This window comes from Streptomyces sp. NPDC058375, assembly GCF_042723425.1.
In the GTDB taxonomy this organism is placed as follows: Bacteria; Actinomycetota; Actinomycetes; order Streptomycetales; family Streptomycetaceae; genus Streptomyces; species Streptomyces durocortorensis.
In genome coordinates, this window is record NZ_JBHXJG010000146.1 from 1 (window position 1) to 18,119 (window position 18,119).

15 protein-coding genes are annotated in these 18,119 nt (G+C 69.9%); 3 read left to right on the forward strand and 12 right to left on the reverse strand.

Annotated features, from left to right (window positions below):
- Nucleotides 1–44: 44 nt before the first annotated feature.
- From ACFWM7_RS22340 to ACFWM7_RS22355, 4 genes are all read right to left on the reverse strand, one after another.
- The gene (locus ACFWM7_RS22340; RefSeq protein ID WP_383263208.1) at nt 45–632 is read right to left on the reverse strand and encodes a hypothetical protein; all 588 of its coding nucleotides are present in this window, start codon (nt 630–632) and stop codon (nt 45–47) included.
- 441 nt (nt 633–1,073) lie between these two features.
- Nucleotides 1,074–1,679: a DNA-binding response regulator gene (locus ACFWM7_RS22345; protein WP_383263210.1), complete on the reverse strand. Its 606-nt coding sequence runs from the start codon at nt 1,677–1,679 to the stop codon at nt 1,074–1,076.
- A 214-nt stretch (nt 1,680–1,893) separates the two neighbouring features.
- Nucleotides 1,894–2,880 (reverse strand): dTDP-glucose 4,6-dehydratase, encoded by a 987-nt coding sequence (gene rfbB / locus ACFWM7_RS22350; RefSeq protein WP_383263212.1) that lies wholly within the window; start codon nt 2,878–2,880, stop codon nt 1,894–1,896.
- Nucleotides 2,877–3,944 carry a glucose-1-phosphate thymidylyltransferase gene (locus ACFWM7_RS22355; RefSeq protein ID WP_383263214.1) on the reverse strand — a complete coding sequence of 356 codons (1,068 nt, stop codon included), beginning with the start codon at nt 3,942–3,944 and terminating at the stop codon, nt 2,877–2,879. Before ACFWM7_RS22355 ends, rfbB begins: the two co-directional genes overlap by 4 nt.
- Nucleotides 3,945–4,229: 285 nt before the next feature.
- On the opposite strand from ACFWM7_RS22355, the gene ACFWM7_RS22360 reads away from it, so the two are divergent.
- Together ACFWM7_RS22360 and ACFWM7_RS22365 are read left to right on the forward strand one after the other, a co-directional pair.
- Nucleotides 4,230–4,763 (forward strand): MarR family winged helix-turn-helix transcriptional regulator, encoded by a 534-nt coding sequence (locus ACFWM7_RS22360; RefSeq protein WP_383263215.1) that lies wholly within the window; start codon nt 4,230–4,232, stop codon nt 4,761–4,763.
- A complete protein-coding gene (locus tag ACFWM7_RS22365; RefSeq protein WP_383263217.1) occupies nt 4,760–7,057 on the forward strand; it encodes an ATP-binding cassette domain-containing protein in 2,298 nt (765 codons plus the stop codon). Before ACFWM7_RS22360 ends, ACFWM7_RS22365 begins: the two co-directional genes overlap by 4 nt.
- Before the next feature lie 114 nt (nt 7,058–7,171).
- On the opposite strand, the gene ACFWM7_RS22370 is transcribed toward ACFWM7_RS22365, so the two are convergent.
- From ACFWM7_RS22370 to ACFWM7_RS22405, 8 genes are all read right to left on the reverse strand, one after another.
- Nucleotides 7,172–9,496 carry a methyltransferase domain-containing protein gene (locus ACFWM7_RS22370; RefSeq protein WP_383263218.1) on the reverse strand — a complete coding sequence of 775 codons (2,325 nt, stop codon included), beginning with the start codon at nt 9,494–9,496 and terminating at the stop codon, nt 7,172–7,174.
- Nucleotides 9,493–10,188 (reverse strand): antibiotic biosynthesis monooxygenase family protein, encoded by a 696-nt coding sequence (locus ACFWM7_RS22375; RefSeq protein WP_383263220.1) that lies wholly within the window; start codon nt 10,186–10,188, stop codon nt 9,493–9,495. The genes ACFWM7_RS22370 and ACFWM7_RS22375 overlap by 4 nt, the downstream gene beginning before the upstream one ends.
- 39 nt (nt 10,189–10,227) lie before the next feature.
- Nucleotides 10,228–11,247 (reverse strand): methyltransferase, encoded by a 1,020-nt coding sequence (locus ACFWM7_RS22380; protein WP_383263222.1) that lies wholly within the window; start codon nt 11,245–11,247, stop codon nt 10,228–10,230.
- Between the two features lie 95 nt (nt 11,248–11,342).
- The gene (locus ACFWM7_RS22385; protein WP_383263223.1) at nt 11,343–12,449 is read right to left on the reverse strand and encodes a DegT/DnrJ/EryC1/StrS family aminotransferase; all 1,107 of its coding nucleotides are present in this window, start codon (nt 12,447–12,449) and stop codon (nt 11,343–11,345) included.
- A complete protein-coding gene (locus tag ACFWM7_RS22390; RefSeq protein WP_383263225.1) occupies nt 12,446–12,889 on the reverse strand; it encodes a sugar 3,4-ketoisomerase in 444 nt (147 codons plus the stop codon). The genes ACFWM7_RS22385 and ACFWM7_RS22390 overlap by 4 nt, the downstream gene beginning before the upstream one ends.
- Nucleotides 12,886–13,665: a class I SAM-dependent DNA methyltransferase gene (locus ACFWM7_RS22395; protein ID WP_383263227.1), complete on the reverse strand. Its 780-nt coding sequence runs from the start codon at nt 13,663–13,665 to the stop codon at nt 12,886–12,888. Before ACFWM7_RS22395 ends, ACFWM7_RS22390 begins: the two co-directional genes overlap by 4 nt.
- On the reverse strand, nt 13,662–14,801 hold the full coding sequence (locus ACFWM7_RS22400; RefSeq protein ID WP_383263228.1) for a glycosyltransferase: 1,140 nt from the start codon (nt 14,799–14,801) through the stop codon (nt 13,662–13,664). The genes ACFWM7_RS22395 and ACFWM7_RS22400 overlap by 4 nt, the downstream gene beginning before the upstream one ends.
- 299 nt (nt 14,802–15,100) lie before the next feature.
- A complete protein-coding gene (locus tag ACFWM7_RS22405) occupies nt 15,101–16,135 on the reverse strand; it encodes a hypothetical protein (RefSeq protein WP_383263230.1) in 1,035 nt (344 codons plus the stop codon).
- Nucleotides 16,136–16,354: 219 nt separating this feature from the next.
- On the opposite strand from ACFWM7_RS22405, the gene ACFWM7_RS22410 reads away from it, so the two are divergent.
- Complete coding sequence (locus tag ACFWM7_RS22410) at nt 16,355–17,956, forward strand: DHA2 family efflux MFS transporter permease subunit (protein WP_383263232.1); 1,602 nt, start codon at nt 16,355–16,357, stop codon at nt 17,954–17,956.
- Nucleotides 17,957–18,119 lie beyond the last annotated feature (163 nt).

The window sequence follows — 18,119 nt, forward strand, 5'->3', positions numbered from 1 at the left end:
CTCCCGTACCCCACCCGCCCCTCTTTTTTCGTCGGTCGTGTCGGCTATCCGCCCAATACGGCGGTGACGTCCGCGTGGTGGTAGTAGACCTTGCCGGAGACTTTCTGACGACGCCACCGGTGCTGGTTGGCGAGCCGGTAGATGCTCCCGGCCGGGATATCGCTCAGGAGTCCGATGTCCGACACGCTGTACCAGGTGCGGACCGGCGCGGAGCGTTTCTGCATTCGCATTTCCAGCGCCGTCCACTCCTCATACGCCCACCGATGCGATTCGTCGGCGCTGCACCGTATCTCCGAGGGCCGCGGGCTGCCGCCCGGCACCCCCTTGACCACGGCCCGGAGTTTCCCGGGGCAGTCGGTCAGCACGCAATTGCCGACGGGGATGGTGCGCACCGGCCGGGGCTCGTGGACCCACTGGGCGGCCCGGGCCAGCGCGCCGAATTCCTCGGCCGCCTCGGGCGCCGCGCCGTGGCAGGACAGCCAGGTCAGATTCGCCCGGACGAAGCCGGCCAGCAGGTCCACCCGGCGTGGCGGCGGCCGCAGGCCGCGCTCGTCCGCGATGAGGGACGCCCAGGACGCCAGCAGCGTGATGATGCGGGAGCGTACGTCGGCCGCCGCCGTGTTGAAGGGCATCCCCTGCCCGCGACCGGAATTCGACACCTTTTCCCGCGGCGTGTGCGTACCCCCGAGCAGAGCTCCACAATGGAGATAGAGGGCGGGGAGCTCACGCAGGAAGACGGCGAGCTTTTCCGTACACGTTTCGCACAGAACTCTCTGCGTGTTCCCTGTGGAACAACTGTGTGAACTCTCGGTTTCTTTTTGTTTCACATCACTGGACGACAGACATCCCATAGCAGTGTTTCACTTCCCCCGGCTCCGGCATGTACCGATGACCTATTCGCGCTTCAAAGGTATTCGACGGGAAGTCCGGACGGCAGTGCATCCATCATGAGCACACAGGGGAAAGTTCCGACTCGATCATGAGAAATTCATGCCACTGCCGTGCCCGACGCACTATCGGGCACGGCAGCATTTCGGGTATACCAGTAGTAGGCGTTCAGACGGCGGGTACGGTCACAGCCAGCCGGCATTGAGCGCGATGCGGACGGCGTCCACCCGGGTGCGAGCGTTGAGTTTTGTCGCCACGGTGGTGAGGTAGTTGCGTATGGTGCCGGGGGAGAGATGGAGGCGGGCTGCTATATCTGTCACGCCCTCACCGCCGGCGGCCAGCCGGAGCACTTCCATCTCGCGGTCGGTGAGCGGAGGCGTCGGCGCCTGCCAGGCGGATACGGCCAGATCCGCGTCGATGACCCGGCGCCCGGCCGCGAGTTCCCGTACCGCGCTGACGAGGTTCTCGGGTGGCGAGTCCTTGAGCAGGAACCCGCCGACCCCCATGTTCAGCGCTCTGCGCACCGTCGCCGGCCGCCAGTGGTTGGTGAGGATCAGGGCTCGCGTCTGTGGTAGTTCGGAATGAACCTTCTCAACCGTCGAGAGATCGCTCTCGCCGGGCATGTCTATGTCGATCACCGCGACATCCGGCCGGTGCAGTCGGGCTGTGGGCAGTATCTTCGCGCTGTCGCCCAGTTCTGCCACGACGTCAATGTCCTTCTCTCGCGTCAGCAGCGCGATCAAAGCCCCCCGTACCATGTGCACGTCTTCGGCGAGCAGAACCTTAATCACATGCCCTCCAGGGTGAACGAAGGGAGTTGGCCCCCTTGCAGCACTGGTCGGACAGGATCATATCTGCTGATTAGAATTTTTTACAGGATTCTTTACCTGGCGCGAATGAGCGTCCCCGGGGCGGGCGTCCGGGGATTGCCCGTCGAAGCCCGTTCGGGCAGCGTTCACGTTCGAACGGTCCGATTGTTTCAGGCCACGGCCATTCTGCTGCCCCTTACAGTGCCGCCCTCGCCTTCAACGGCTCCCACCATGTTCGGTTCTCCCGGTACCAGGAAATGGTCTCGGCGAGCCCCTTGGTGAAATCCTTTTGAGGCTGGTATCCCAACTCGGTCCGGATCTTCGTCCAGTCGACGGAGTAGCGCCGGTCGTGCCCCTTGCGGTCGGTGACGTACTCCACTCTTTCCCAGCCCGCGCCGCACTCCGCCAGCAGCAGCTTGAGCAGTTCGAGGTTGGTCAGTTCGGTGCCGCCGCCGATGTTGTACACCTCGCCCGGGCGGCCCGCCCTCCGCACCAGCTCGATCCCGCGCACATGGTCGTCGATATGGAGCCAGTCGCGGACGTTGCCCCCGTCCCCGTAGAGCGGAACCGTCAGCCCGTCGAGCAGGTTGGTCACGAACAGCGGGATGACCTTCTCCGGGAAGTGGTGGTGGCCGTAGTTGTTGGAGCACCGGGTCACGCGCACGTCCAGTCCGTGCGTGCGGTGGTAGCTCAGGGCCAGCAGATCGCTCGACGCCTTGGAGGCGGAGTACGGGGACGTGGGGTCGAGCGGATGATCCTCCGACCACGATCCCTCGTCGATCGACCCGTACACCTCGTCGGTGGAGACGTGGACGAACGTCCGGGAGCCGGCGCGCAGGGCCGCGTCGAGCAGGACCTGTGTGCCCAGGACATTGGTCCGTACGAACGCGGCCGAGCCGAGGATGGAGCGGTCCACATGGGACTCGGCGGCGAAGTGCACGATGTGGCGGGCCCGCTCGGTCAGCCGGGCGACGAGGGGCTCGTCACAGATGTCGCCCTGGACGAAGGAGAACCGGGGGTCGTCGCGGACCTCCCGCAGATTCTCCGGGTTCCCCGCGTAGGTCAGCTTGTCCAGCACGGTGACCGTGACGTCGCCCGGCCCGCCGGGGCCGAGGAGCGTACGTACGTAATGGGAGCCGATGAAGCCCGCGCCTCCGGTCACCAGGACCCCGGTGGCGGTCATGAGGAGATCTGCACGCGGCTGTGGTCGCCGAGGACCAGCCGGTGGGCGTGCGGGACGGCGGGCGCCGGGGTGACGGTGACGTTGCGTCCGATCATCGACGCCTCGACCCGGCCGACCCCCACGATCGACGAACCCCGCAGCATGATGGAGAACTCGATCTCGCTGTGCTCGATCCGGCAGTCCTCCGCCACCGAGGTGTAGGCGCCGATGTACGAGTCGCTGATCACGGTGGAGCGGCCGATCACGGCGGGGCCCACGATCCGCGACCTGCGGACCCGCGCCCCCTCCTCGATCCGGACCCGGCCGATGATCTGGCTCTCCTCGTCGACGTCGCCCTCGATGCGCAGCTCCAGGGTCTCCAGGACCAGCCGGTTCACCTCCAGCATGTCCATGACGTTGCCGGTGTCCTTCCAGTACCCGGGCACCGTGGTCGAGCGCACGTCCCGCCGCTCGTCGATGAGCCACTGAAGGGCGTGGGTGATCTCCAGCTCCCCGCGCAGGGAGGGCCGGATCGCGCGCACCGCCTCGTGGACGGCCGGGGTGAAGAGGTAGACGCCGACGATCGCCAGGTCGCTGCGCGGCACCGTGGGCTTCTCCTCCAGGGACACCACGCGTCCCTGACCGTCCAGTTCGGCCACGCCGAAGACGGTGGGGTCGGAAACCCGGGTCAGCAGGATCTGGGCGTCCGGCCGCTCGCGGCGGAAGTTCTCCACGAGGTCGGTGATCCCGCCCACGATGAAGTTGTCCCCGAGGTACATCACGAAGTCGGAGTCGCCGAGGAACTCACGGGCGATCACGACCGCGTGGGCCAGTCCGAGCGGCTTGTGCTGCGGGATGTAGGTGATGTCCAGGCCGAACTTCGAACCGTCGCCGACCGCCTCGCGGATCTCGTCCGCGGTGTCGCCGACGATGACGCCGACCTCCGTGATCCCCGCCTGGGCGATGGCCTCCAGGCCGAAGTAGAGGACGGGCTTGTTGGCGACGGGCACCAGCTGCTTCGCGGTGGTGTGCGTGAGCGGGAGCATGCGGGTGCCGGAGCCCCCGGCCAGGACCAGCGCCTTCACGAGGCCCCCTCGGGCGGGCGGACGGGTTGTTCGCGTGTCACGGATATCTGCAACGGCATTCAAAAGCCCCCCAGCGTCGACCGGTTCGGATGCCGGCCGTCGCGACGATCACTTGTGTGCACGTGCCTGACGGACAAGACGTGGGCGCTCCGGTACGGGGCCGCCTCGCCCCCGCACCATCTATCTCCCTACTGGTGTATCTTCGTCATGAAGATATTTTCCCTCGGGTAAGTTGTCAAACCCGGTGACGGAGCGTGTCACCCAGGCAGATGGGGAAGTTGGAGCATGTCGATGGAGGAAGCGGACTCCGGTGCACTTGAGGCCCAGCGTGACCGCCTCATGGACGGACTCCGGGCGTTCGGCGCGAACTACACCGAGTTCACGCAGCGTTTCGCGACCTGGCTCGGGCTGCACTCCACGGACGCCGCGGCCCTGACCGAGATCCTCTATGCGGAGGACCAGGGCGTGCCGTTGTCGCCCGCCCGGTTGAGCGAGCGGATCTCCCTCTCGTCCGGCGCCACCGCGACCCTGCTGAACCGGCTGGAGACGGCCGGGCACATCGTGCGGACCCGGGAACACACCGACCGCCGGATCGTGACGCTGCGCAGCAGCCCCGACGTCAGGCCGCGGGCCGAGGAGTTCTTCGGCCCCTACGCCCAGCGCATGGCCGAGGCCATGGCCCGGTACAGCCCCGCCCAGCTCCAGCAGTTCGAGGACTTCATCGCCCAGCTCCGCGACACCATGGACTCCCTGCTCGCCGACGAGTACGACGAGCGCCGCCCGAGGGGTTCCCACACAAGGAACGGGACTACAGAGTGAGCTCATCGAAAGCGTCAGCACGCGCGGGCGGTTCCCCGGCGGACTTCGACCGGGTGATCCGGGTGCGGGGAGCCCGCGAGAACAACCTCACCGGCGTCGATCTCGACATCCCCAAGCGGAGTCTCGTCGTTTTCACCGGAGTCTCCGGCTCCGGCAAGTCCTCGCTCGCGTTCGACACGATCGCGGCCGAGTCCCAGCGCCTCATCAACGAGACCTACCCGGCGTTCCTCCAGTCGCAGATGCCGACGCTGCCCCGTCCCGACGTCGACAGCCTGGAGAACCTCAACGCGGCCATCGTCGTCGACCAGGAACGCATCGGCGCCAACTCCCGCTCCACCGTGGGCACCGCGACCGACACCTGGACGATGCTGCGGATCGTCTTCGCCCGGGTGGGATCCCCGGCCGTGCCGAGCCCCAGCGCCCTCTCCTTCAACGACCCGGCCGGCATGTGCCAGGAGTGCGGAGGCGTCGGACGCGCCTCCTCCATCGACGTCGAGGGCATCTTCGACCGCTCCCTGTCGCTCAACGAAGGGGCGATCACCTTCCCCAACTTCGCCGTGGGCTCGGTCTTCTGGAAGATCTACACCGAGTCCGGCTTCTTCGACAACGACCTCCCGCTGGGGAAGTTCACCGAGAAGGACTGGGAGCAGCTGCTCACCGGGACCGGCGACGTCGTGAAGACCGGCGGCTACAACATGGCGTACGAAGGCGTCCTGGACAAGATCCAACGCCTCTACCTCTCCAAGGACGCCGACTCGCTGCGCCCGCACGTCCGGCGCGCCGTCGAGGCGATCGGGACCACCGGCCCCTGCTCCGCCTGCTCCGGCACCCGGCTCAACGAGGCCGCCCGCGCCTGCCGCATCGGCGGGGTGAGCATCGCCGACTGCAACGGCATGCAGATCACCGAACTGAGCCGGTGGGCCGCCACGTTGCCCGCGAAGGGGATCGGCCCGCTCAAGGACGGCCTGGTCTCGATCCTCGACAACCTGGTGGAGATCGGCCTCGGCTACCTCAGCCTCGACCGCGCCGCCGGCACCCTGTCGGGCGGCGAGGCCCAGCGGATCAAGATGGTCCGCCACCTGGACTCCAGCCTCACCGAACTCACCTACGTCTTCGACGAGCCCACCGCCGGTCTGCACGCCCACGACACCCGGCGCATGATCGGCCTGCTGGAGCGCCTGCGGGACAAGGGCAACACCGTGCTGGTCGTCGAGCACAACCCCGAGGTCATCGCGGCCGCCGACCACGTCGTCGACATCGGCCCGGGTGCCGGACTGGGCGGCGGACAGGTCGTCTACCAGGGTGACGTCGCCGGGCTGAAGAAGTCGGGCACCCCGACCGGATCCCACCTCTCGGTCCGCCGGCCCCTCAAGACCGAGGTGCGCGAACCCGTCGGCTCGCTCGACATCAAGTCGGCGTCCCTGCACAACCTGCGCGACGTCAGCGTCAGCATCCCGCTCCGCGTCCTCACCGCGATCACCGGCGTGGCCGGGGCGGGCAAGAGCTCCCTCGTCCTCGGGTCGCTGCCGAAGGAGGCGGAGGCCGCGATCGTCGACCAGTCGCCCATCAAGGGCTCCCGCCGGTCCAACCCGGCCACCTACACCGGCATGCTCGACGGCATCCGCGAGGCCTTCGCCGCCGCCAACAAGGTCAAGGCCGGGCTCTTCAGCGCCAACTCCGAAGGCGCCTGCCCCGTCTGCAAGGGGCTCGGCGTCACCTACACGGACCTCGGCTACATGACCGCCGTGCCGACCACCTGCGAGAAGTGCGAGGGCCGCCGGTTCACCGACGAGGTCCTCGCCTACCACCTGCGCGGCCGGAGCATCGCCGACGTGCTGGCGATGTCCATCGACACCGCGGCGGACTTCTTCACGGAGAAGACGGAGAAGTCCGTCACCCCGGTGCTCGCCGCGCTGAAGGACGTCGGGCTCGGCTACATCAGCCTGGGCCAGCCGCTCACCACCCTGTCCGGCGGGGAGCGCCAGCGCCTGCGGCTCGCCATCGAGATGCGCAGGAACGCCAGGACGTACATCCTCGACGAGCCGTCGACCGGGCTGCACCTGGCGGACGTCGACAACCTGATCCGCCTGCTGGACGGGCTCGTCGACGGCGGCGCCTCGGTCATCGTCATCGAGCACAACCTCGACATCGTCGCCCACGCGGACTGGGTCGTCGACCTCGGGCCCGGCGCCGGGGACGACGGCGGCCGCATCGTCTACGAAGGCCCCCCCGGCCTGATGCCGAAGACCGGGGAGTCGATGACCGGCCGCTTCCTGCACGCGTCCCGTTCGTAACCCTCCCGGCACGAAGCACGAAGCACGAAGCACGAAGCACGAAGCACGAAGCACGCGTACGACGGGCCTTGCGGACCGATCCCGACGGACCGGCCCGCAGGGCCCGCGGCGCACTCAGGCCCTGCGCTCCGCCGTCACGTGCCAGACCGGCATCGTCGCCCGGCCCGTCTCGTCCAGCCGCAGACCCGCCAACTGGTCCGCCGTGACCTCGGCGTCCGGGTACTCCTCCTTGATCATGGCCGCGATGTCCTCCGGCCGCAGAGAACTGCTGTACGCCACCGCCTCGACGGCCACCACGTCCCAGACGCTCCCGACCATCCGGCGCAGGTTCACCGCGCTGTGCCGGTGCGGTCCGGGGAACGGGGCGTCCAGCTCCTCGGCGAAGCAGAACATGTGCAGCCGCGCCCCCGGCCGGCAGGCGTCGTGGAGCACCTTCAGGTAGCGCTCCCGCTCGTCCTCGGCCAGGGCGTGGAAGCACGCACTGTCCACGACGGTGTCGAAGCGTCCCTCGACGCCCTCCAGCCGGGTGGCGTCCGCCACCAGGAAGTCGACCTCCACCCCCTTCGCCGCGGCCCGCAGACGGGCCTCGGACACCGCCGTCGCGGAGACGTCGACCGCGGTGACGGCGTGCCCCCGGGAGGCGAGGTACGCGGCGTTGTCGCCGAGCCCGCAGCCCACGTCCAGCACGTCCCCGGTGATCAGTCCGGCCTCCGCGACCGCGACCAGGGCGGGCTGCGGCCTGCCGATGTCCCAGGGCTGGACGGGCGGAGCGTCCGCCGCGCCGGTGTACATGTCCTCGAAGTCGTACCGGTCGGGGATGTGGTCGGAGGCGTAGGTCATCTGGTTCTCCCGCACTCGGGGCGTGGCCGCGGACGTCGTCGTGCCGGACGACGGGAGCCGCACCGACAACTGGTGGTGGAACACGTCCAGGGGGTCGAAGGCCGCCTTCACGGCCTGCAGCCGGACGTAGTTCTCCTTGTAATAGAGCTCGTGCCACGGCACGCCCGAGGTGTTGCACTCCGGGTCGGCCAGGTCGATGTCGGGATAGTTGATGTACGAGCCGTCGGCCAGCTCGCCGGAGACCGGCGCGCCGCCCGTGTCAGCGAACAGCTCCCCGTACAGGCCGCGCAGCCAGGCGATGTGGAACGCGTCCTCGCCGGGGTCGTTCCAGGCGGCGGAGTAGGCGGCCTTGATCACCGAGTCGCGCTGGGCGGACGAGGTGTCCCCGGGGGCGACCGCGTTGATGGCGCCGCCGTACCCGTTGAGCATCATCAGCGACTCACGGCCGAAGTAGTCCTCGCCGGTGAAGTTCCGGTACAGCCCGGCGATCTGCTCGTCGGTGTGGACGCCCCGCAGGTAGGCGGCCTTGGACTTGGTCCGCGCGCCCAGGACCGGACCGGAGTCGCCCTGCCCCATGTGGCGGGCGGCCGTCAGCCACGGCAGCTCGTAACGGATCGCGAACGGCTCCACCCCGGTGCCCTCGTCCACGGCGGCGAGGAAGGAGCCCAGGGCGGTGTCGGCGTCCGGCGCGGTCGGGTCCATCTGCACGAACATCGTCAGGTCGCCGCCCGAGCGGTGCCGCACCCACAGGGAGGCGAACAGGCCCGCGTACGGGGAGTCGGGCCCGCTGTGCTCCACGTGCCAGGCCATGAAGTTCTTGATGATCCGGGTGAACGCCGGCAGGTCCACCTGCTCCCACGACCAGGTCACCATGGCGAGCAGCAGGGAGGCGGGCGGTTTGGGCAGCAGCTCGGCCGGGTCGGTGCCGGTGGCCCCGGGGGAGCGCATCCAGAACCGGGTGACGATGCCGAAGTTGCCCCCGCCGCCCCCGGTGTGCGCCCACCACAACTCGCGGTTCGGGTCGTCGGGTTCGCGGGTGGCGACCGTGACGGCGACCTCCCCGGCCGCGTCGACGTGCACCACCTCGACGGCGTACAGATGGTCGGCGACCAGCCCGTGCAGCCGGGACAGCGGACCGTACCCGCCGCCGCTGATGTGGCCGCCCGCGCCCACCGCGGTGCACACCCCGGCGGGCAGCGTCACGCCCCACTCGCGGTACAGCGTCTTGTAGATGTGCCCCACGGTCGCCCCGGTCTCGATCGCGACGGCCTCGCGCTCCGGGTCGTGGTACACCGCCGACATCAGCGACAGGTCGAGGACGACCCGCACCCCGGGGTCGGCGATGAACGCCTCGCCGCAGTGCCCGCCGCTGCGGACGGCCACCCGCCGGCCCGCGGCCAGGGCCCGCCGCAGCGCGTCGGCGACCTGCTCGGTCGTACGGACCAGCTCGACGTGGTCGGGGGTGCCGACGAACCGGTAGTTGTCGCCCCGCACCAGTTCGGCGTAACGGTGGTCCTCGGGCCCGACGACGACCGGACCGGGGACCGGCCGCGCGGCGGAGGCCGCGTCATGGGCGGACGGGGGGATCGTGGCGGTCACCGGTCACCGGCCGGCTGGTCGGCGGCCGACCGGGAGTACACGACCTCGTACGTGTTGGACGACCGGGACGTCAGCAGCGGCCGGGCCGCCGCCCGCATCGCCCGGGAGTGCGCCGGACGGTCCTCCTCGGGCAGTTTGTGGAACCGCTCGTAGGACTCGCGGTCGTCCCACTGCGCGTAGTTGACGACATAGTCGCCGTCGAGGCCGCGCAGAATGGAGTTGGAGCGGAAGCCCGGCACCTCCTGCATCCACTCGTCCGGCTCGGTGAACAGCTCCACCAGCCGCGCCTGGTCGGACGGATCGACGCCCATGATGACGATCACGGTGAAGTCGTCCCGGTGGGGGCCTATCTCGATGTGCTCCAGCGCGGCGTGCAGCCGGGTGGAGACCACCTCCGTCTTGAGCAGGTGCACCGAGGTGGTCAGCTCACTGAAGTGCGGCACGGTGTTGTGCTTGAAGTTCTCGCCCTCGTAGCGCTCCTGAAGGTCCGCGACGCTGCGCCACTGGATGTAGTTCGCGGCGCACGGCTGGTCGATGCCGCCGTGCAGGGTGGAGGACCGCCAGCCGGGGTAGTTCGCCCCGTCGATGATCCCTTCCATGGTGTCGAGCAGGATCTTCTGCGCATCGGGGCTCGTGGTGTCGAACAGGTTGAACACCGTGAGCGATCCGTTGTCCGGTGTGATGAACGGCATGGGCTCGGTCCTCCGCTTGGCTCGGGTTCGAGGTCGGGGTCAGGCGCGGACGGCTTCGACGACGCTGTGCAGCCCGGCCCGGACGATCCGGGTGAGCTTCAGGCCGGCCCGCTCGAAGAGGTCCGCGAACTCGGCCCGGGTGCGCTGGCGTCCGCCGCAGAGCACCAGCATGTTGAGGTCCATCAGGGTGACGGTCGGTGACGGCTCGCTCCGGTCCGGCATGACCGCCTCGACCAGCAGCACCCGGCCGCCCTCGGCGAGCGCCTCCCGGCAGTTGCGCAGGATCGTGAGCGAGTGCGCGTCGTCCCAGTCGTGGATGACGTTGGAGAGCAGATAGGCGTCCGCGCCCGGCGGTACGGAGTCGAAGAAGTCGCCCCCGACGACCTCCACCCGGCTGTCGGTGCCGGAGTCCTTGAACGCCGAACCCGCCCCCGCGACCACGTCCGGCTGGTCGTACAGCACGCCGCGGACGTCCGGGTTGGCGGCGAGCACCGCGGCGAGCAGCGCACCGTGACCGCCCGCCACGTCGACCAGGGTGCCGATGCCCCCGAAGTCGAACGCGCCGACCACCGGGGCGATCAGGTTGCGCGAGGCCTCGCTCATGGCGTCGTCGAACACGCCGGAGACGTCGGCCCGCTCCCGCATGAAGTCCCAGACGTCCTGGCCGTGCACCCGCTCGAAGGCGGGCTCGCCGGTCCGGACGCTGTCGGCGAGCCCGGCCCAGGTGTTCCGGTCGGCGGGGAGCCCGACCCACCGGGCGAAGTTTCGCATCGAGGCCGGCGAGTCGCTGCGGAGCGCCTCGCCGACCTCGGTCAGGGCGAACACCTCCTCCGCGCGCTCCTCGACGAGACCGATGTCGGCCGCGGCGCGCAGCAGTCGGTAGAGCGTCGGGCCGTGGGCGCCGACCGCCCCGGCGATCTCGTCCACGGGGCGGGGGCCGTCCGACAGCGCGTCGGCGACGCCCAGTTCGGCGACGGCGCTCACGGCCGCGGCCATCCAGCTCGCGGTGGCGAGCTGGAGCACGCGGACGGAGGGCGGCAGGTGGGGCGGTGTCTGCATGGGTGCGGAACCTTTCGGTCGCGGGTACGGAAGGGGTACGAGGAGGAGGCGCGGTCGGACGCGGGGCGCGGTGAGGTCAGCGGGGCGCGGTGCGGTCAGTGGAGCGCGGCGCGGACGGCCGCGATCACGTCCGACACGTCCCGGTCGCTCAGATGGGGCCCCATGGGCAGGCTCAGCACCTGCTCGGCGATGGACTCCGCGACCGGATGGGAACCGGCCGGCCACCGGTCGGCGTCGGCATAGGCCTGCGAGAGGTGGACCGGGACCGGATAGTGGACCAGAGTGCCGACGCCCGCGCCGGTGAGGCTCTTCTGCAACCGGTCCCGGTCGTCGCAGCCGACGACGAACAGATGCCACGCGGGTTCGGTGTCCGGCGGGGCCTCGGGGAGCCGCAGGCCCGGCAGCCCCGCGAGCCCCGCCCGGTACTGCCCGGCGATCTCCGCCCGGCGGCGGTTCCAGCGGTCCAGATGGCCGAGCTTGACCCGCAGCACGGCCGCCTGCAGCTCGTCGAGGCGGGAGTTGGTGGCGAGGATCTCGTGGTGGTACTTGCGCCGGGAGCCGTAGTTGCGCAACAGCCGGAGCCGGTCGGCCAGTTCGGCGTCCGCCGTCAGCACCGCCCCGCCGTCGCCGAGCGCCCCGAGGTTCTTGCCGGGATAGAAGCTGAACGCGGTCGCCGTGGTTCCGGTGCCCACCCGCCGGCCCCGGTAGCGGGCGCCGTGCGCCTGGGCGGCGTCGTCCACCACCGCCAGCCCGTGCGCCTCGGCGACGCGCCGCAGCGCGTCGAGGTCCGCGGCCTGACCGTAGAGGTGGACCGGCATGACGGCCCGGGTGGCCGGGGTGACCGCCGCCGCCACCCGGGCGGGGTCGAGCAGATGGGTGGCCGGGTCCACCTCCACCGGCACCGGGGTGGCCCCGGCGGCCGACACGGAGAGCCAGGTGGCGATGTACGTCGCGCTGGGGACGATCACCTCGTCACCCGGACCGATGCCCAGGCCCCGCAGCGCCAACTCCAGGGCGTCGCAGCCGCTGCCCACCGCCACGCAGTGCTCGGCCCCGCAGTAGGCGGCGAACTCGCTCTCGAACGCCTCCAGTTCCGATCCCAGCAGGAACCAGCCCGAGTCCATCACCCGGTGGTACGCCGCGTCCAGCTCCTCCCGGATCTCCGCGTGGGGCGCCTTGAGATCGAGGAAGGGAATGTTCACCGCAGCCGTCCGGCGTCCGCCGCGAATTCCTGATACTCGCGGTAATAATCGGCCTCGTCGTAATGCTCGGAGGCCAGGACCAGGGCGACCGCGCCTTCGGAGAAGTTGGTGAGGCCGTTCCACACCATCGGCCCGATGTAGAGGCCCTGATGCGGACTGTCCAGCCGGAAGACCGCCGTTTCCGCGGTGTCGTCGACCATCACGTCGAAACTGCCCGAAACGGCGATGACCAATTGCTCCAGATTACGGTGAGCGTGGTCGCCGCGCATCGAGTCCACCGGCAAGGAGTAAAGGTAGAAGAGCCGCTTGATATCGAAGCCGATGTCCTTGATTCCCTCGACCACGGACAGGTGGCCGCGGCTGTCGACGATGGTCTGGAGGTCCATCAGCTCGCAGGGCCGCACGGCGCCGACCCGGCCCGGCGCGGCGGAGGCCGTCATCGCGCCTCCCGTGCCTGTTCGCCGGACGCGGCGGCGAGTGCGGACGCGGGTGCGGCGTCCGGCGCGGTGGCGAGGAACAGCCCGCGCCCCGAGGGGCCGCCGATGACGTACTCGACCGCCAGCCCGGCCCGCTCGAAGGCACGCTCGTACTGCTCCCTGGTGAACAGCGAGAGCACGTGCGTGTCGGAGAACCGGCGCAGTCCGGTGGCGGGCTCGCCCACCGTGTACTCGACGGTCATCCGGGTGGAGTCGCCCTCGCGGACCGTGTGCGAGACCCGGGCGATCGTGCGGCCGTCCACCTCCACGACGGCGGACCCGATGTACCCGTCCAGGAACTCCTCCGGGAACCACCACGGCTCGACCAGCACCACTCCGCCCGGCGTCAGATGGCGCCGGAACACCGCCAGGGTGCGGTCCAGTTCCTCGGTCGACGTCAGATACCCGACCGAGGAGAACATGCAGGTGATCGCGTCGAAGGTGCGGCCGAGGTCGAAGGTGCGCATGTCGTCGTGGTGGACCGCCACGCCGGGCAGCCGCTCCACCGCCAGCGCGTGCATCGCCGGGGCGAGTTCGACGCCCTCGACGTGGTCGACCGACTTGCGCAGGGCGTCCAGATGGGCGCCGGTGCCGCAGGCGACGTCCAGCAGACTGCCGATGTCGGGCCGCCGCTCGCGCAGCAGCCGCATGACGTCGTCCGCCTCCGCCGCGTAGTCCTTGCCCCGGCCCCGGTAGACGGCGTCGTAGACGTCCGCGTGATCCGCTCCGTAACTGCTCACGACCGCACCAGCCTCTCCAGGTCGGCGACGACGTCGTTGGGCGTCGGCAACGAGTTGAGCTCGGCGGCGAGTTCCCGCGCCTGCCGGGCGTAACGCTCGTCGGCCAGGATGGTGCCGCACGCCTCGAACGTGCCCTGGGGGGAGCCGGCCTCGCGGTGCAGGACCAGCCCCGAACCCTGCTGTTCCAGCAGCCGCAGCGAGGGCTGGAACGCCTCGAACTGGTTGAGCACGACCTGCGGGGTGCCGGCGGCCATCGCGTTGAGCGCGGTCAGCCCGCCGCTGTGCACGATCGTGTCGCAGGTGCGAACGAGGAACTCCAGTGGCACCCAGCCGCTGCGGACCTGCGGGAAGCGGGCGCGCAGCTTCTCGGCCGCCTCGTCGTTGGCCGCCACCACGATCTCGGCGTCCAGGTCGGTGAGCTTGGTTATCAGCCCGCAGAGGTGGTCGAAGATCTCGGGCATGGCGGTCCGGAAGCTGCCGTAGGTGACGCAGATCCGGGGGCGCTCGCCGCGTTCGTACATCCACGGTTCCAGCGTGCGCTGCCGGTTGCCCGGCACCCACCGCATCGGGATGCCCGGGGTCGCGCCGGGCGGCAGCAGGCTGGGCGGGCAGAGGTCGATGAACAGGTCGGGGTCGGGCAGCCGGTCGAGTCCGATGGCCGACAGCTCGGGGGCCAGCTCCTCGTTCGCGTACCGCTCCCCGCCGTCGAAGTGCAGCCAGTCCCAGGCCTGCCGGACGTGCGGGATACCGAGGTGGGCCCCGAGCAGCGCGGCGGCGTACGCGTCGGTCCCGCCGATCACCACATCCGGGCTCCAGCTCTTGGTGAGGGCCAGCAGCCCTTCCAGGCTCACCGCCGCCTGCCGCCCGAACCACCGCCCGACGTACGGGAGTTCCTGCTCGGGAGACCAGGGGAACTCGATGGGGCCGCCGGGCCGGTCCAGCTGCTTGATGCTCTCGGTGGTGTGCTCGGTGACCACGGCGACCGGGGGCAGCCCCACGCCCTCGATGGCCGGGGTGAGTTCGTCGAAGGCCGCGACGATGATCTCGTGGCCGGCGTTGCGCAGTGCCGTCGCGAGCGGAGCCAGGGCGAATACGCCCGCAGGGCTCGTCCCCGCGGCAATGAAGAGGGCTTTCATTCGTCTCCTTTTGGGCACACGTTTCGGGCACACGTTTCGGGCATGCGTTTCGGGCACACGAAAAAGCGCCGAAAAATATCTCGGCGCTCGCTGTCCGCTGCGGGTCGGTCGGTGGGAAACGGTGGTGTCGGGATCAGGGGCGTAAAACAACGCCCGGACACACACATTCCAATATGGACAACATCTTCTTCATCGCAGGTCGCCTTGTCAAGGCCTCTCGTTCCAGGGGGCGTCGTCGACCTGGACAAAAGAACGGACCGGCCGCCCACGCTGCGGGCGGCCGGTCCGGGGTGCCGGGGTTACGAGCCCGGAGTGTGCAGCGCGAGGATCTCGCGGTGCAGTTCGATCAGCCGCGGTACGTCCTCGCGCTCGGCCCGCGCCATGCCGCACTCGGTGCAGATGCCCCAGGGCCGGGCGTCGGCGGGCAGGTGGCGGTCGATGAGCGCGATCTGCCGCTCGGTCGTCCCCTCGGCCTGTTTCCCGGGGTGGTAGGGCACGACCGACAGGTAGATCTCGGTCTCCGGGGCGGTGCGGAGGTCGGCCAGCGGCGAGAAGTACGCCTCGTCGTCGCGGTCCTGCGGGGCGGTGAAGGAGATCCAGGCCGGGGCGCGTTCGGCGGCCCGGGTCACCGCGTTGGCGATGGCGACCTGGTTCGCCAGGGACTTCGGCTCGACCATGTGCCGGTGCTCGAAGTCGCCGTAACACAGGTGCAGTCCGACCGGCACGGCCGCCGGCAGGTGGTCGACGAGCGCCGCCAGCCGGGCCGTCAGCGGTTCGAGCAGCTCGGGCTGCTGGTCGATCGTGACGGTCTCCACCGCCACGTCCCACTGCACGGCGAGGTCGTCGTGCGGAACGCTGCGCACGAGCTCGTCCACGTCGGCGAGGAGCGCGCGCTCGTAGGACGGGGCGATCCGGTCCTTGTCGTCGGGGTGGAAGAGCATGGAGACCGCGACCGGGGTCGGGTACTCGGCCTGCATCCGTACGCCGGCGGAGACGACGCCCTCGTCGCGGAGCCCCGTGAAGACCGCGTAGGACTTCCGGTACTCCGTGGCGTAGCCGAGGTCGCCCCAGTCGATCGTGTCCGGGTCGGTGTCCCCGTCGAGGGCGGCGGCGGGGCCGCCCGTGTACGCGTCGTCGTCACCGCCGACCTCCCGCAGGCCGGGTGCGGCGAGGACGCGGGGGAGCTGGAAGCCGATCCACTGGGAGCGGCCGCCGGTCTCCCCGTCGGGCAGGCGGCGGACGCCGACGGGGACCTGTTCGGCGAGTGTCCGCATCACGGTGGCGGGGTCCGGCAGGTTGACCCCGCCGTTGAAGTGGACTGCTGAGGGGGGCATGGGGGGCCTCTCGGTTGTGCAGATGCCTTGCTGTCGCCGTCAACGGCCTTTGGCCCTCTTCGGTTACCCCGCCCTCTTCGCGTACCTCTCTGCGCACCCCCTTGCGTACCCCCGCCACTCCGCTACTCGGGTTGACAAGCCACAGTGCGTAGAGTTACCTTCGCTGTAAAGATACACCAGGGTGGAGGAACCGTGAGCGCCACAGAAGAAACCCCGTCCATGCGTCAATGGCTCGGCCTCGTCGCCGTGTCCTTGGGCGTGGCTCTGATCGTTGTCGACATCACCATCGTCAACGTGATCCTCGCCCCGATCATTGAGGACCTGGAGGTCACCTCGGTCGAGGCCCAGTGGGTCCAGGAGTCGTACGCGATCATCTTCGCGGCCCTGCTCCTGATCTCCGGGCGCCTGTCCGACCTGCACGGAGCCCGCAAGATCTTCCTCATCGGCCTCGTCGTCTTCGGGCTCACCAGCCTGGTGGCGGCGGTCGCTCCCAACGGCGGCCTGCTGATCCTCGCCCGCTTCCTGCAGGGCATCGGCGGCGCCATGATCCTGCCGACCTCGCTGGCCCTGGTGAACGCGACGTTCACCGGCAAGGCCCGAGGGCAGGCGTTCGCCGTCTGGGGCTCGACCATCGGCGCCGCGGCGGCCGTCGGTCCGCTGCTGGGCGGCTGGCTCGCCGACTTCTCCTGGCGCTGGGCCTTCGGCATCAACATCCCGCTGGTGGCGCTGATCATCGCCGGCGCCCTCTACTACCTGCCCGCATCCCCCCGTACGCGCGGCAGCATCGACGTCCTCGGCGGCGTCCTGTCGGCGATCGGGCTCGGCTTCCTCGCGTTCGGGCTGATCGAGGGCCGTACGTACGGCTGGCTCAAGACCATCGAACCGCTGGAGGTCGGCGGCATCTCCTGGAGCGGCGGCCCCTCCCCGGTGTTCGTCGCGTTCGTCGTGTCCATCCTCGTCATGGTGGTCTTCTGGCGGCGTCAGGCGGCTCTCAGCCGGCGCAACGAAGAGCCGCTGATGGATGTGCGGCTGTTCTCCATCGCCTCGTTCCGCAACGGCAACGTCGTCACGCTGGTCGTCGGACTCGGTGAGTTCGGCATCATCGCGGTGATGCCGCTCTGGCTGCAGTTCGCCCTCGACTACAGCGCGTTCCAGGCGGGCCTGGCGCTCGTCGCCCTCGCGGCGGGCAGCTTCTGCGCCAGCGGCGCGAGCTTCTCGATGTCCAGCACGCCGATCACCCTGGTGCGCGTCGGCCTGATCCTCGAAGCGGCGGGCCTGGCCATGCTGGGCCTGATCGCGGCCACCGACAGCGCCTGGTGGCTGATCGCGATCGCCCTGTTCGTCTACGGCATCGGGGTCGGCTTCGCCACCGCGCAGGTCACCAACATCGTGCTCGTGGACGTGCCCGCCGAGAGCGCCGGACAGGGCTCGGGCATCCAGAGCGCGTCCCGCGAACTCGGCGCCGCGCTCGGCATCGCGGTGCTGACGACCCTGTTCTTCACCACGATCACCTCCAATCTGCGCGACAGCCTGACCGGCTCCGGGGTTCCCGACGAACAGGCCCGGGAGCTGAGCGGTGTGGTGACCGACAGCGCCGGTTCGGTCATCCCGGGCCTCGCGGCGGACCCGCAGACGGCGTCCGCCGCCGACGCCGCACGCCAGGCGATGGCGGACGCGATCGAGGTGTCCAGTTACGTGTGCGCCGGGCTGCTGCTCCTGGCGCTCGCGGCCACGCTGTTCGTCAAGCCCCGCAACCCCGGCGGCGGGAGCTCCGCCGAGGACAAGCACGAGGTGACGAAGCCGGAGCCGAGCGCGCACTGACGCGCCCCTCCCCGGCCGTTCGTTCCCGCACCAGCCCGCACCGGCAGTCTCGCCGGTGTCCCTGATCGACCCGGTCGGGGGGCCATCCCCCGTGCCCTCTGACCGGGTCTTCTCTCTGCCCGGGCAGGCAGAGTCCGCCGCGAGGCCGCCCGCAGGACCGGGC